Annotated in this window: 14 protein-coding genes; 12 read left to right on the forward strand and 2 right to left on the reverse strand. The window is 68.2% G+C overall.

Features of this window, described 5'->3' with window-relative positions; all coding sequences use genetic code 11:
• Positions 1-61 precede the first annotated feature (61 nt).
• The 8 genes from glpX to DEJ03_RS09325 all read left to right on the forward strand — a co-directional run bounded on the left by glpX (position 62) and on the right by DEJ03_RS09325 (position 7141).
• Positions 62-1051, forward strand: a complete 990-nt coding sequence (gene glpX, locus DEJ03_RS09290; RefSeq protein WP_017886722.1) for a class II fructose-bisphosphatase — start codon at positions 62-64, stop codon at positions 1049-1051.
• Between the two features lie 83 nt (positions 1052-1134).
• Entirely contained in the window at positions 1135-2031 is an 897-nt protein-coding gene (locus tag DEJ03_RS09295) for a hypothetical protein (protein ID WP_110864400.1), read from the forward strand.
• Between the two features lie 68 nt (positions 2032-2099).
• A complete protein-coding gene (locus DEJ03_RS09300) occupies positions 2100-3833 on the forward strand; it encodes a WXG100 family type VII secretion target (RefSeq protein ID WP_146237697.1) in 1734 nt (577 codons plus the stop codon).
• A 47-nt stretch (positions 3834-3880) separates the two neighbouring features.
• Complete coding sequence (locus DEJ03_RS09305; protein ID WP_110864402.1) at positions 3881-4507, forward strand: hypothetical protein; 627 nt, start codon at positions 3881-3883, stop codon at positions 4505-4507.
• A gap of 197 nt (positions 4508-4704) precedes the next feature.
• The gene (locus tag DEJ03_RS09310) at positions 4705-5070 is read left to right on the forward strand and encodes an SMI1/KNR4 family protein (protein ID WP_146237698.1); all 366 of its coding nucleotides are present in this window, start codon (positions 4705-4707) and stop codon (positions 5068-5070) included.
• Between the two features lie 3 nt (positions 5071-5073).
• Positions 5074-5625 carry an RNA 2'-phosphotransferase gene (locus DEJ03_RS09315; protein WP_110864404.1) on the forward strand — a complete coding sequence of 184 codons (552 nt, stop codon included), beginning with the start codon at positions 5074-5076 and terminating at the stop codon, positions 5623-5625.
• Positions 5625-6386: a PoNe immunity protein domain-containing protein gene (locus DEJ03_RS09320; RefSeq protein ID WP_110864405.1), complete on the forward strand. Its 762-nt coding sequence runs from the start codon at positions 5625-5627 to the stop codon at positions 6384-6386. The genes DEJ03_RS09315 and DEJ03_RS09320 overlap by 1 nt, the downstream gene beginning before the upstream one ends.
• Positions 6387-6565: 179 nt before the next feature.
• Positions 6566-7141: a hypothetical protein gene (locus DEJ03_RS09325; protein ID WP_110864406.1), complete on the forward strand. Its 576-nt coding sequence runs from the start codon at positions 6566-6568 to the stop codon at positions 7139-7141.
• A gap of 30 nt (positions 7142-7171) precedes the next feature.
• On the opposite strand, the gene DEJ03_RS09330 is transcribed toward DEJ03_RS09325, so the two are convergent.
• A complete protein-coding gene (locus DEJ03_RS09330) occupies positions 7172-8272 on the reverse strand; it encodes a DUF1266 domain-containing protein (protein ID WP_110864407.1) in 1101 nt (366 codons plus the stop codon).
• Positions 8273-8295: 23 nt separating this feature from the next.
• Positions 8296-9558, reverse strand: coding sequence for a DNA recombination protein RmuC (locus DEJ03_RS09335; protein WP_110864408.1), 1263 nt, complete (start codon positions 9556-9558; stop codon positions 8296-8298).
• Positions 9559-9748: 190 nt separating this feature from the next.
• On the opposite strand from DEJ03_RS09335, the gene iolC reads away from it, so the two are divergent.
• The 4 genes from iolC to iolB are packed head-to-tail and all read left to right on the forward strand — an operon-like array spanning position 9749 to position 14211.
• Positions 9749-10789 carry a 5-dehydro-2-deoxygluconokinase gene (gene iolC / locus DEJ03_RS09340; RefSeq protein WP_110864409.1) on the forward strand — a complete coding sequence of 347 codons (1041 nt, stop codon included), beginning with the start codon at positions 9749-9751 and terminating at the stop codon, positions 10787-10789.
• Positions 10782-11771 (forward strand): class I fructose-bisphosphate aldolase, encoded by a 990-nt coding sequence (locus DEJ03_RS09345; protein ID WP_035807563.1) that lies wholly within the window; start codon positions 10782-10784, stop codon positions 11769-11771. The genes iolC and DEJ03_RS09345 overlap by 8 nt, the downstream gene beginning before the upstream one ends.
• Positions 11768-13279 (forward strand): CoA-acylating methylmalonate-semialdehyde dehydrogenase, encoded by a 1512-nt coding sequence (locus DEJ03_RS09350; RefSeq protein WP_110864410.1) that lies wholly within the window; start codon positions 11768-11770, stop codon positions 13277-13279. Before DEJ03_RS09345 ends, DEJ03_RS09350 begins: the two co-directional genes overlap by 4 nt.
• A gap of 8 nt (positions 13280-13287) precedes the next feature.
• A complete protein-coding gene (iolB, locus tag DEJ03_RS09355; RefSeq protein ID WP_110864411.1) occupies positions 13288-14211 on the forward strand; it encodes a 5-deoxy-glucuronate isomerase in 924 nt (307 codons plus the stop codon).
• Positions 14212-14227 lie beyond the last annotated feature (16 nt).

Here is a 14227-nt window from a genome sequence, read left to right on the forward strand (position 1 = left end):
CATGCGTGCACGGGCCCGGTGTCCGGACCGTGGGTCGGCCGCCGGTCGGTAGGCTCGGGTCGTGACTCCCACGACTGAGACCGGCTCCCTGTTCCTCCAGCCCGACCGCAACCTCGCGCTCGAGCTCGTGCGTGCGACGGAGGCCGCCGCGATCCGTGCGCAGCCGTGGGTCGGGCGTGGTGAGAAGAACCTCGCCGACGGTGCCGCGGTCGACGCGATGCGCAAGTTCCTCGGCACCGTGAACTTCGACGGTGTCGTCGTCATCGGCGAGGGCGAGAAGGACAACGCCCCGATGCTCTACAACGGCGAGCACGTCGGCAACGGTCACGGTCCGGCCTGCGACATCGCGGTCGACCCGATCGACGGCACCTCGCTCACCGCCGCCGGCCGCCAGAACGCCATCTCCGTGATGGCCGTCTCGGACCGTGGCTCGATGTACGACCCCTCCGCCGTCTTCTACATGGACAAGATCGCCGCCGGCCCCGAGGGTCGCGGTGTCCTGGACCTCGAGAAGCCGATCGGCGACAACATCCGCGCGCTGGCGAAGGCCAAGGGCAAGGACCTCGAGGACATGGTCGTCGCCGTGCTCGACCGCCCGCGCCACGACGAGCTGATCCGCGCCATCCGCGCGACCGGTGCCGGCACGCGACTGCTGCTCGACGGTGACGTCGCCGGTGGCATCGCCGCCGCACTGCCCGGCTCGACGATCGACATGTGCGTCGGTGTCGGCGGCACCCCCGAGGGCATCATCACGGCGTGCGCGATCAAGGCGCTCGGCGGCGTGATCCTCGGCAAGCTCCAGCCGAAGGACGACGAGGAGCGCGAGCGCGCCATCGCTGCCGGCCACGACCTGGACAAGGTCCTCGACCAGGACGACCTGGTCACGGGGGACAACACGTTCTTCGTCGCCACCGGCGTCACCGACGGCGTCCTGGTCGACGGTGTCCGTCGTTCGCGCGGCGTCATCCACACCGACTCGCTCGTGCTCCGCTCGCGCTCGAACACGATCCGCCGCATCCAGGCGGACCACCGTGCGGAGAAGTGGTTCTAGGCCGGACGATCGTCCGCCGCTTCGGGGCGTCGCCGGTTTTCCGGCGGCGCCCCGTTGTACGAGCCCTTGCGTAGGCTCGACGCATGACTGCGACAACGGCACGGATCGTCGGACTGGACACCGCGGGCATCCGCACGCTGCACGCGGAGGCGGACGGCACGGTCGACCGGCTGCCGCACGTCGTGCCGGTGGCGCCCGACCTCGGCGTGATCCTGGCGGACGAGGACGGCGCGATCCTCACCGCGCCGGCGCTCGCCGAGATGGGCTGGGCGGACGACGACGTCCTGCGTGCAGCCGTCGCCGCCGCGCAGGAGCAGGCCGGAGGCGACGTCGCGGTGATCCAGCCCGGCACGATCGTCATCCAGGACCCCGACCTCGCCGTGGTGCTCGTGCTCGCACCGCAGGCGTTCCAGGGGATCGAGTTCCGCGGCAGCGCAGTGGTCTTCCCGGTTGCGCCGACGACGTTCATCGTCACCGGCGACCAGGACGAGGACGGGCTCCAGGTCGCGGCCGGTGTCGCCCAGCAGATCCTGGCCGACGACGAGGGCGAGGTCCTGAGTGGACCGCCCATGGTGCTGCGCGGTGACGGGTGGGTCCGGTTCGAGCACCCGTCACTCGACGGCGAGCTCCGGACGATCCGCGCGCACTGGACGGCGACCGCCGCGAACCTGCAGCAGGACGCCCTGCAGGAGTCGTTCGACCGGCGGGGCGAGGACGTCCACGTCGGTGCGGTCTCGGTCGCCCGGCTCGCCGAGGACGACCCGGCCTTCTCGTACTCGTCGTTGACGGAGGACGTCGAGACCGTCGTCGCCGCGGTCGACACGATCGTGCTCGTGACCCTCGACGGGCAGACGCAGCCCGTGCCGTTCGGTCGGCTGCGGGAGCTGGCGTCCGGGTTGATCGAGGAACTCGAGGTCCGCCCGACGCGCTACCGGCTCCGCGGTTTCCCGGACCTCGAGTCGGTCCGCGCGGCCCTCTGACGGGTCGACATCGGTCGGTGGAACTCGTTCCCGTCGCTGCCCCCTGATATGGTCACACTCGCGCGCTTGTGGACAACGGCGCGAGAGATCGGACCTGGGGAGGAATGATGGGGCGACCGTCGGGGTGGGACGTTGTCGATCAGGGTGATGACCCGGTCAAGGGGGATCCGTCGACGTTGCGGATGATGGCGCGGGAGTACCAGCGCATCTCCGACGCGGCCGATGACGCCTCGACCCGGCTGAAGTCGGTGAAGGGGTCCGGGTGGCTGACCGACTGGGAGGGTGAGGCCGCGGATGTGTTCGTCGACGCGATCGAGGACACCCCGTCGGACCTGACGAAGCTCGTCGATTCGTACGAACTCGCCGCGACGGCGTTGTCGGGGTGGGCTGACACGGTCGATGACACCCAGTACCGGGCTGATGGTGCGTTGGCGGATGCGAAGGACGCCACCGGGGACCTCGCCGCGGCGCAGGACCGGTTGGCGGATGCGCAGTCGACGTTGTCGCACTACGAGTCCGCGTCGAAGGACCTGTCGAAGGTTGCGGACAAGTACCCGGCGGGTTCCGACGTGCCGGACGGGGTGGATGTTCCCTCGCCGGCGCAGTTGCGGGCAGCGTCCGACAACGCGTCCGTCGCGCAGGGGTCGGTGTCGTCGGCGCAGGGGGACATCTCGGCGGCGCAGTCGCGGATCGATGCGGCGAAGCGGCTCGTGGCGGATGCGAAGGGTGATTGGCAGGACGCGGAGCAGCGGACCGCGACGAAGATCGGTGAAGCTGCTGACGCGGGCCTCGGGAAGCAGTCCACGTGGGACAAGATCTTCGGGTCCGAGAAGTGGGAGACCATCGTCTCCATCGCGAAGGTCGTCGTTGCTGTTGGCGGCATCATCGTCATGATCGTCGGCGGACCGCTCGCATGGATCGTGCTCGGTGCAGCGTTGCTCGTGCTCGCTGACACCCTGTACAAGATGAGCAAGGGCACCGCCGACGGGTGGGACCTCGCCTTCGCGCTGCTCGACTGCATCCCGGGCACGAAGGGTTTGACGACGCTTGCGGGACTTGGTGGAGCGATGATGGCTCTGCGCCGAGGCGGCGAGGGAGTCAAGGTCGCGATGGCTTCGCTCAGAGCTGGTCGAAACACGATCACTGGAGCCACGAGAGGGCTTGGTGGTGGCGCATACCGCGTCGAGAAAGGTGCCTTCAACGCGGAGCAACTCGCTCGGTACGAAAAGGCGGCTCGGCGCGAGAAGGCTCTTGCTCATGTTCCGTGGCGGGGCCGGATGGAGGCTGGCAACAGGTTCAACGCCGAGCGCTCGCCCGTGTATTCAGCGAACGAAGTACACATCGAACAGGCTGGGAAGAAATCGTACCTCCGGGTGGACTCGTACGAACACGGTGATGTCATCGTATCCAGGAAGAGCACTCAGCTCGCTTCCGTGTCGGAGGGTGCGGGTACGAGCTACATCAATGAATTCGTCGGCAAGTACCAGGCTGGCCAAGCGGTCATCGCAGGCACACCTCACAACGTCTCCCAGCTTGGGTCTGGCGTCGTCGGTTCGCCGCTCAGCGGCGACATGATCCTCGAAGTTCCGGTCCAGCATCTGGCTGTGCCTCCCGCGATCAGCAATGCGGCGACCGACTCCGGCATCCTGATCAGGGACCCTGCTGGCCACGTTTACAATGACCTACCAAGCGGCCCGACGCCGGTGGCGTTCTCACTGGATGCCCCCGTGTACCGAGGCGTCGCTGTGAGTGCCGGCATCGCGACTGCGCCCGGAGACTTCATCGCAGCCGGGAGTGATTGATGTTCAGATTTGGTAGAGCCGAGAACTCGAGGACGATCGAAAAGCCCGTGATCGAGCACGGATACCTCTACATGCAGAAGTGGAATCACTTCACCCGAACACCGGATCCGAGAGGGTTCCTGAGCGAGCAAGAGTGTCGCGGGCGTTGGCGCAAGCATCAGGATGACCAGATGGACTGGTTCACTGTGGTCCCCGCCGAACCGAGCGTCGGCAGCTTCGTCAGGCGGGACGATGGCGGATTTGAAATGGATCCCGCATCTGCCGTGCCGTCCTGGACCATGGAGGTCACGCCGCGGGGCGGTATTGCCGTCGACGGGCCAGCTTTCCAAGTATTCGTTTGGGACGCGAACAATCGCAATGTGACCTTGGGCACGTATTCGAACCGGTGGGGCGGACGGCTGTTCCTCAGCGAATTGATCTACAAGATCTTCCCCGACCCTGAGGACTTCAAGCCTAAGGAACGTGCGCTGGCCAACAAGCCCCTGTTCTCCAATCAATTGCACCTGTCTCCGAACGGTGACGGGCAGCTCACGCGTATCGATCACTTCAAGCAGACAAAAGACTTGGAGGAGTTCCACGGAGTCGACGTCGAACCGAACTGGGCGAACACGCCGGATTTTGGTGATTGGCAAGCGTTGTCGAAGAAGGTCCTCGAGGGCAACCCCCTCATCTGATTCATGAGTTGACCAGGCAATATGACCGATTGCGTTGCCCCGAAACGTGGGAGCCGCTGAGGTCGGATAAAGTGCGCAAGGCATGAACTGGTCGAAAGCGAAGCCAGCGGGGCTCACGACCTCCTGAAGGGAACCGGAGGACCACAGTGAGGGAGCGGCGACTAACAACCGTTGAGGAACGGCAAGTCGAGGCGCGCTTGATCGCGCCTGAGGGATCCCAGTACCCCGAGCGCTTCCAACGTGCCCTTGCACAGGACCCACCTCCCGAAATCGATCCCTTCATGTGGACGTCTGAGTACGAGAACCAGGCAAAGAACCGGGTTGACATCGTTGGGAAGCAGTATCCGACCCGTTCCCTCGTACCCTTCGCAAAGCACCAGGACACAGACGATGTGTTCTGCTTTGACGGTGGCGACCGTTCGGGCAACCCTCCCGTGCTGATCATCCACACGTTCGCTTCGCCCGGGACGGAGTACCGGGGGCAGTGGACGTCCTTCGACGTCTGGTGGGAGGAGATGGAGGAGCATCGAGCAGCGTGGCTCGCGGAGCAGGAAGAGTACTGAGACATGCCTCGTACGGACACGTCGATCAGCAAGGCGATGTCGCACGCGTTGCGGCACGAACCGGGTGCGTACGGGCTGGAGCTCGACGCCGACGGGAGCGTCCCGCTCGCAGACCTCGTGGACGCCTTGCAGCGGGCGGGCGTGGCAGCGTCCGAGGACGATGTTCACCGTGTGGTGGTCGAATCCGACAAGCAGCGCTTCGCCGTCGACGGCGCCCGGATCCGTGCCCAGTACGGGCACTCGATCGACGAGCGCATCGTGAAGCAATTGATCGTTCCGCAGCCGGTGCTCTGGCACGCAACTTCCCCCGCTGCGGCTGAGTCGATCCTGCGCGACGGGCTCTCGCCGATGGGGCGCCAGTACGCGCATCTGACGACCGATCGCGAGCTGGCTCTGCAGGCTGGGCGGCGCAAGTCCACCGCTCCCGTCCTGTTGCGAATCGATGCAGCTCGCGCCCACCTGGAGGGCGTGGAGTTCTCGGAGGGGCACGACCGGGTGACCCTGGCCTTGTTCGTTCCCGCTCAGTACATCTCGGCGGAAACCTCCCGATCCTGATGCCGCTGTTCCGACGGAATGCTGGGCTGCGCCAGCGGGCGAGCGAGTTCAACGGTCGCTACTGGCGGAGTGCCATCCAAGTCACCTCAACCAACTGGGAGGGGCGCAGGGCAGCGGTGCACCGAGCAACGGATGCGGAGAAGCGACTGAGGGCGTTGCGCGGCGAATGGCACATGGGCCTCAAGCATCTGGTCGTGCAGTACTCCGCAGGTGTCAGCGTCGATGAGATCGGCGATGTAGCCGAGTCCGTCGCGGCCTCGTACCGTGCTTGGGTCACCTCCGCGCTCTCCGATGCCGGCCCTTCGCCCCGCCTCAGCGACGGGAACGAGTACTACATCAGCGTCTTGCAACTTCTCGGGATCACGGCGGGCTGTGGTCGGGACGACAGCGCGCGGACGATGCTCGAATCCGTGATCAGGCAGGGCGCGGATCCGTTGTTCTCGGCTCTTGCTTCTGCACACCGGCTGGCCCTTCCCAGCGGATCCCCTGCGGCTTCGACGCCCAGGGTTGCGCGGCCTCTGCTGGCGGTTCTTCAACGGCCCGAAGAAGCGGACCGCACGATCCAGACCTATCTGACGGACTGGCCAACGCGTATGAAGTCGATGAGTTGGATGGGGTCCCTGGAACGGGTCAGACCCGGTGACTCGTACGGTCAAGGTTTCATCGGGTACTGGGCGATGGAACTGCCTGCGGTGGCCAGTGCCATCGATGCGCACCTCGACGACGTTGTGTCGCCCTTCCTCCCAGCGGACCTCTTGTGAAGTTCGACAGATCTTTGGTCGGGCAGCCCAGGTGAGGCAACGATAGGAACGAGTGTCGACGGGGCAATCGCGTGCGCTCCTCCCAGCGAGACTCTCGGTGAAGGCGGTCAACTGGCGGTCGAGCAGCGCCCTGTCGTTGCGAAGGCTCCTGGTCGCGACACGAACGAAGGTGGTTCAAGGTGATCGACGTCGAAGTGCTCCGCACAGCGCTCGATCCGTCCTCGATGGACGTTCCGAAGCAGGTCCGGAACGCCTTCGAGAAGGCGGCTCGGGTGAAGTCGTTCGTCACGGTTCCGGGCGGGGCAGCGCTGATCTGGGGATCGGTGTTGATCGCGGTCTACGGTGACGCTCCCCGTGTGAGCACGGCGGCACGCGCGCTGCGCGTCCCTGACGAGGGTGTGTCCCACACCCAATTGACGAGGCAGCGTGGTGCCGACGCGGCGGTGGCATTCGCAGCCGCTCGCGACTCCGACCCACCATCGGTTGCGGCACGGACTGCCGGATGGACGGTGAGAGAGCCGTTGATGCAAGGGAAGGCGCTTCGGCACCACATCGACCGGTCCGCCGAGGAACGGGAGATGGACGAGTTCATGCCGGTTTCGGGGCACCTCGCCGCCTTCGCATCGGACATGGTGATCCTGGGGACCATGTGGCTGTTCGGCGGGTCTGACGCGTGGCCGATCGGGCGGATCGCAACGGAGTGGTACCGCAACGCCGAGGCCGTCCGCGCGCTCCCCGGGTACTCCGACGCATGAGCCGTCGCCCCGACGGTGATCCTGTCGTGGTCAGGAGACCGACGCGTCGTCCTCGTCCGCCCACAGCGGGTCGCTGACGGTCCGGGGCAGCAGCGCCCCCGGCGACCCCGGCCACGGCAACCACGTGACCGGCCAGTTCGAGGCGAAGAGCTCACGCCGCCCGGCATCGAACTCCTGCACCGTCTTGAGCTCGTCGTAGACCAGGGCGTACGCGGCCCGCAGGTTGTCGAAGTAGTCGTCCCACGAGTCGAACAGGGTGAAGGCGACATCGGCGACCAGGTCGATCGACGACCACACGTCGTCCTCGCTCAGGAGCCCGGCGGCGTACGCACCTCTGACGGCGGTGACCGCGTTCTTGACGTCCATCGACCAGAGCAGCTTCGGCGGGCGGTCCGCTCGGCGTTCGAGCAGGCTCGACCCTGCCCACGGGTCGGTGCCGAGCAGTGAGGACAGCCGGGTGAGCCGGGTCTCACCCTCGGCGGATCGGCTCAACGCGAGGAACTGCCACGACACGCTCTTCGGACCGAGCAGGTCGACGGCGAAGGCCTGTGCGTCCCGCCCGCTGGCGATCTTGTAGGTCTCGTCGAGTTCGCGGCGCAGGAACGTCAGCGGGGGCAGGGGGATGGTCACGAAGGGCGACGGCGTGGTGTCCTGCAGGTACTCGCCGCCGAGCTCCACCCGCGAACCGTACGGGGCGAGCGACGCCGGCCACCATCCGTCGTGGAAGTCGCCGAACGAGGCGAGGGCCAGCTGCTGCAGTCGGCGGACGGGCAGCTCGCGGGCGCCGGTGCGCTCCCGGTACCGCCGCTGTTCCCGCACCGGCAGCCCGATGTCACGGAGCGATGTGATGAAGGTCAGCACGAACCACACGACGACGGCGATCAGGAAGCAGCGCCACACCGCCTGGATGCCGTACCCGAAGTGCTGCCGGATGTCGTACGGGGCGAGGATCGAGATCAGGAGCACGACGAAGAACGCGACGATCGCGATCGCCATGATGATCCACGCTGCGGCGCGGTCCCGTCGTCGCCCGGTCTGCTTCCGCGCCTTGGCGACCATCGCCCGGTGCCGCCAGCGTGGACGGACCGGGAACTCGCGGTCGCCGGGATGGTTCTGCAGTGCTTCCCCCATGACGATCGATCGTAGCGAGCGGCTCAGTCCTCGTCGACGGCGCCGACGAGCTCCGGCGCCGTGAGCAGCCGCGGCTCGTCCTCGATCGACGACGGGTCGGCGATGACCTTCGACTCGTCGAGCAGCGACAGCCGACGGGCACTGGGCAGGACCTGGCGCTCGAGGGACCCGACGAACCGGTTGTAGTCGACGACGGAGCCCCGGATCGAGCGGCCGAGCTTGTCGACGTGCCCGGCCATCGTGGACAGCCGGCCGTAGAGCTCGCGGGAGACCTTGAAGAGCTCGTGGGCCTCTTGCGAGACGACGTCCTGCTGCCACGAGAACGCCACGGTCTTGAGCACGGACCACAGGGTCACGGGTGAAGCGAGCGCGATGCGCTTGCGGAAGGCGTGGTCGAGCAGGCCGGGATCGGCGGCGAGGGCGCTCGAGATGAGGGACTCGGACGGGATGAAGGCGACGGTGAGCTCGGGGGAGGCGTCGTAGCCGGTCCAGTACTCCCGTGCGGCGAGGGCGTCGACGTGCGCTCGGAGCGCCTTGACGTGCTGGGCGATGAGCTGGTCGCGTCGGGCTGCCTCGGCACCGGTGGCGGTCGCCGGGATCTCGGCGGCCTGCAGGTAGGCGCTGAACGGCACCTTGGCGTCGACGGCGATGGTCTTGCCGCCGGGCAGGTGCACGACCATGTCCGGGCGGGCGGAGCCGACGGCGGTGGTGACGGAGGACTGCACGTCGAAGTCGACGCGTTCGAGCAGCCCGGCGGCCTCGACCACGTTGCGCAGCTGCGTCTCGCCCCAGACGCCGCGCGTGCTGTTCGACGACAGGGCGCTGGCCAGGGTGTCGGCAGTGGCGCGCAGGCGCTCTTCCGACTCGGCGGCCGACCGGAGCTGCGCCGACAGCGCGCCGTACTGCTCGCTCCGCGACTGCTCGAGCTCGGCGATCTTCGTGCGCATCACGTCGAGCGTCTGCGCCACGGGGCTGAGCGCGGAGAGCACCTTGGACTCGTTCTGGTTCCGTGCCGCGTCGACGCCGTGCATGCGCTGCACCAGGTGCTCGAGCTCGGCGGAGCGCCGCTCGAGCGAGTCGACCTGGCGGCGGTACTGCGTGTCCTGGGCGTCGAGGCGTTCCTCGGCGTCGCGCCGCACTGCCTCGAGCTGGCCGCGGAGTGCCTCGGCCGTCGCGCGGGACGACGCGGCGTCGACGCCCGCGCGCGAGCGGGCGAGCGACCAGGCGACGACCGCACCGACGGCGATGCCGATCACGAGACCGATGACCAGGGCGAGGATCTGCATGTCGCGACCCTGGCAGAACCCACCGACACCGCGCCTCCCGGCACTCCGGCGCGCCCCGCAGAACCAGCGTGACCAGCGCCACGGGACCCACATGACGGACCGCGGAATCCATGTCATGACATTAGGGCAAACAGGGTGTACAGTCGTGATCGTCCGCCGATGAAGCCGCACGGAAGGTCCACCGCGTCGCATGACGAACCAAGCTCCCCACGCCTACGACGTGATCACGATGGGACGCGTCAGCGTCGACATCTACCCGCAGCAGACCGGCCCGCTCGAGGACGTCTCGACCTTCTCGAAGTCCGTCGGCGGCAGCGCCACGAACGTCGCCATCGCCGCTGCTCGACACGGCGCGGACGCCGCGGTCATCACCCGGACGGGCAACGACCCCTTCGGCCGGTACATCGCCCGCACGCTGCCCGAGTACGGGGTCGCGAACGCCTTCGTCGAGACGGTGGAGGGGCTGAACACCCCCGTCGCCTTCTGCGAGATCTTCCCGCCGGACGACTTCCCGCTCTACTTCTACCGGGCCCCGAAGGCGCCCGACCTGATGATCACGGCGAAGTCCCTGCCGCTGCACGAGATCGAGCGCGCGAAGATCTTCTGGACCACGGTGACCGGGCTCAGCGAGGAGCCGAGCCGACAGGCGCACCACGTGGCGTACGAAGCCCGGTCCGCCGCGCAGAACAGCACGAAGACCCACACCGTCTTGGACCTGGACTACCGGTCGATGTTCTGGTCGAGCCCCGAGGCCGCGACGCGCGAGGTCGCGATCGCCCTCGAGCACGCCACCGTCGCCGTCGGCAACCGCGAGGAGTGCGAGGTCGCGGTCGGTGAGACCGACCCGGTCCGCGCCGCCGACGCCCTGCTCGACCGCGGTGTCGAGATCGCGATCGTCAAGCAGGGGCCGAAGGGCGTGCTGGCGAAGACCCGCGACGAGTTCGTCGAGTTCCGTCCGCACCACATCGACGTCGTGAACGGGCTCGGCTCGGGCGACGGCTTCGGCGGCGCGCTGACCCACGGGCTGCTGCAGGGCTGGAGCCTCGAGCGGATCCTGGCGTTCTGCAACGCCGCCGGCGCGATCGTCGCGACGCGGTTCGAGTGCTCGACGGCGATGCCGACGAGCGACGAGATCGAGCAGTTCCTGACCGACAACCCCGCCGAGGGCACGACGCACACGGGTGCGACGCACACGGGTGAGACGCACACCGAGGAGAAGACCCATGCCTGAGCTCAGCCCCGCTGACTTCCAGCGCCTCCGCGACATCCGTGCCGGCCAGCCGGACCTGGTGCGTGCCACGCTCGACGCCCGCCGCAAGCGCTCCCTGCTCGCCGACGACGGCAAGCTCTTCATCGTCGCCGCCGACCACCCCGCACGCGGTGCGCTGGCGGTGCGCGACGACGAGTCCGCGATGGCGGACCGCTACGACCTGCTCGAGCGGCTCGTCACGGCCCTCGGCCGGCCGGGGGTCGACGGCGTGCTCGGCACCCCCGACATCCTCGAGGACCTCGCGCTGCTCGGCGCCCTCGACGGCAAGGTCGTCGTCGGGTCGATGAACCGCGGTGGACTCCGCGGCGCGACGTTCGAGATGGACGACCGGTACACGGCGTACTCGGCGCAGGCCATCAAGGACTCCGGGCTCGACTTCGCCAAGCTGCTGGTGCGCATCGCCCTGGAGGACTCGGGCACCGCGCCGACGCTCGAGGCCACGGCCCGCGCCGTCAGCGAGGCCGCGGCGCTCCAGCTGCCGATCATGCTCGAGCCGTTCATGTCCGAGTGGCGGGACGGCCGGGTCGTCAACGACCTGTCGGCCGACGCCGTGATCACCTCGATGGCGATCGCTGCGGGACTCGGCGAATCCAGCGCCTACAGCTGGCTCAAGATCCCCGTCGTCGACGACATGGAGCGCGTGATGGCCGCGACGACGCTGCCGACGCTGCTGCTCGGCGGCGACCCGGCTTCGCGCCCGCTGGAGACGTACGCCAAGTGGGCTGACGCCCTGGCCCTGCCCGGCGTCCGCGGCCTGGTCGTCGGACGCACCCTGCTCTACCCCTCGGACGGCGACGTCGCCGCCGCCGTGGACGTGGCCGCCGGTCTCGTCCACAGCCAGGAGGCCCGGGGCGGGTTCTCCACAGATGCCCACGACCCAGCCGCTCGGCTCGCGGGCGCCACCACCATGGACTCGTCCATCTCGGAAGGAAGCAACGCATGACGCTCACCGACACGACCACCACCACCGTCGGGCACTGGATCGACGGCAAGCGCGTCGAATCCGCGTCGGGCAACACCGCCCCCGTGTACGACCCGGCGCTCGGCGTCGCGACCAAGCAGGTCGCGCTGGCCGACGAGTCCGAGATCCAGGCGGCCATCGGCAGCGCCAAGGCGGCGTTCCCCGGCTGGAGCAACCTCTCCCTGGCCAAGCGCCAGGCGATCCTGTTCTCGTTCCGCGAGATCCTGAACCGCGACAAGGCCGAGCTGGCCGAGATCATCACGAGCGAGCACGGCAAGGTCATCGACGACGCCATGGGCGAGATCGCCCGTGGGCAAGAGGTCGTGGAGCTCGCCACCAACATCCCGAGCCTGATGAAGGGCGAGTTCTCCGACCAGGTCTCGACCGGCATCGACGTCTACTCGATCCGCCAGCCGCTCGGCGTCGTGGGCATCATCAGCCCCTTCAACTTCCCGGCGATGGTGCCGCTCTGGTTCCTGCCGATCGCGATCGCCGCGGGCAACACCGTCGTGCTGAAGCCGAGCGAGAAGGACCCGTCGGCCGCCATCTGGCTCGCCGAGAAGTTCAAGGAGGCCGGGCTGCCCGACGGCGTCTTCAACGTGCTCAACGGCGACAAGCTGTCCGTCGACGGCCTGCTCACGAGCGACGACGTCGAGTCGATCTCGTTCGTCGGCTCCACGCCCATCGCGCAGTACGTCTACGAGACCGGTACCAAGCACGGCAAGCGCGTGCAGGCCCTCGGTGGCGCGAAGAACCACATGCTCGTCCTGCCGGACGCCGACCTCGACCTGGTCGCCGACAACGCGATCAACGCCGGCTTCGGTTCGGCCGGTGAACGCTGCATGGCGATCTCGGTCGTCGTCGCCGTCGAGCCGGTGGCCGACGAGCTCATCCAGAAGATCAAGGACCGCGCGGCGACCCTGCGCATCGGCGACGGTCGTCGCGGGTGCGACATGGGCCCGCTCGTCACGAAGCAGCACCGTGACAAGGTCGCCTCGTACATCGAGGTCGCAGAGCAGGACGGTGCGGTGGTTGTGGTGGACGGCCGCACCGTCCGACCCGACGGCGACGAGAACGGCTTCTGGCTGGGCCCGACGCTGATCGACCAGGTGCCCACCACCAGCCGCGTCTACACCGAGGAGATCTTCGGTCCGGTGCTGAGCGTCGTGCGGGTCGCCACCTACGAAGAGGGCCTCGAGCTCATCAACTCCGGCGCGTACGGCAACGGCACCGCCATCTTCACGAACGACGGTGGCGCCGCTCGACGGTTCCAGCGCGACGTGCAGGTCGGCATGATCGGCATCAACGTCCCGATCCCGGTGCCCGTCGCCTACTACTCGTTCGGTGGCTGGAAGAACTCGCTGTTCGGTGACCACAAGGCGTACGGGGCCGACGGCGTGAGCTTCTTCACCCGCCAGAAGGCGATCACGAGCCGCTGGCTCGACCCGTCGCACGGCGGCATCAACCTCGGCTTCCCGTCGAACAACTGACCCGCGGCATGGCGAACGAACAGCACCAGCACGACCAGTGGTTCATCCCGGCGGGCTCCCGGCCCGAGGCGGGCTGGACCGACGTGGTCGACGGTCGCATCGAGGGGTGGGCGCACACCGGACTCCGGACCGGCGCGCTGACCGACGGGGGCGAGCTGCGCCTCCCGGCCGACGCCGTGGAGCGCATCGTCGTGCCGCTCGCGGGGTCGTTCCACGTGACCCACTCGAGCGCTGCCGGCGACGGCGAGCAGACCCTGCAGGGGCGGGGGAGCGTCTTCGACGGCCCCACCGACGTCCTGTACCTGGGATCGGGCTCCACGGCCACCATCACCGGCAGCGGCCGGTTCGCCGTCGCGGAAGCCCCCACCGACACCGTCAAGCCGACCACCTACGTGGCCCGGCCGGACGTGCCCGTGGAACTCCGCGGCGCCGGGCAGTCGAGCCGCCAGGTGCACAACTTCGGCACCCCGGCCGCGCTCGACGCTGTCAAGTTCATCGTGTGCGAAGTGATCACGCCGGCCGGCAACTGGTCGTCGTACCCGCCCCACAAGCACGACACGAACGTGCCCGGTTCTGAGTCGAACCTCGAGGAGATCTACTACTACGAGGCGGCGGTGTCCCGTGGGCTCGAGTCGATCGCGCCCGAGGCCGCCGACCCGTTCGCCCTGCACCGCACGTACGCCTCGGACGACCGCGCCATCGACGAGTTCCGGCAGGTCCGGACCGGCGACGTCGCCCTGGTGCCGTACGGCTGGCACGGTCCGGCGGTCGCCGCTCCGGGCTACGACATGTACTACCTGAACGTGATGGCCGGGCCCGACCCGGAGCGCGTCTGGAACATCACCGACGACCCCGCCCACGGGTGGGTCCGGCAGGCGTGGGCATCGGAATCGATCGACCCACGACTGCCCTACGAAAGGAAGCAGGCGTGACCACCACCACGCGGAA

Source organism: Curtobacterium sp. MCLR17_043 (genome assembly GCF_003224215.1).
GTDB classification, from domain to species: domain Bacteria; phylum Actinomycetota; class Actinomycetes; order Actinomycetales; family Microbacteriaceae; genus Curtobacterium; species Curtobacterium flaccumfaciens.

What these genes read in the sequence shown, in the direction of transcription:
- DEJ03_RS09330 (WP_110864407.1), bottom strand. Translation starts at nt 8,272, where the DNA reads ATGGGGGAAGCACTGCAGAACCATCCCGGCGACCGCGAGTTCCCGGTC.
- DEJ03_RS09320 (WP_110864405.1), top strand. Translation starts at nt 5,625, where the DNA reads ATGCCGCTGTTCCGACGGAATGCTGGGCTGCGCCAGCGGGCGAGCGAG.
- iolB (WP_110864411.1), top strand. Translation starts at nt 13,288, where the DNA reads ATGGCGAACGAACAGCACCAGCACGACCAGTGGTTCATCCCGGCGGGC.
- DEJ03_RS09295 (WP_110864400.1), top strand. Translation starts at nt 1,135, where the DNA reads ATGACTGCGACAACGGCACGGATCGTCGGACTGGACACCGCGGGCATC.
- iolC (WP_110864409.1), top strand. Translation starts at nt 9,749, where the DNA reads ATGACGAACCAAGCTCCCCACGCCTACGACGTGATCACGATGGGACGC.
- DEJ03_RS09315 (WP_110864404.1), top strand. Translation starts at nt 5,074, where the DNA reads ATGCCTCGTACGGACACGTCGATCAGCAAGGCGATGTCGCACGCGTTG.
- DEJ03_RS09345 (WP_035807563.1), top strand. Translation starts at nt 10,782, where the DNA reads ATGCCTGAGCTCAGCCCCGCTGACTTCCAGCGCCTCCGCGACATCCGT.
- DEJ03_RS09335 (WP_110864408.1), bottom strand. Translation starts at nt 9,558, where the DNA reads ATGCAGATCCTCGCCCTGGTCATCGGTCTCGTGATCGGCATCGCCGTC.
- DEJ03_RS09350 (WP_110864410.1), top strand. Translation starts at nt 11,768, where the DNA reads ATGACGCTCACCGACACGACCACCACCACCGTCGGGCACTGGATCGAC.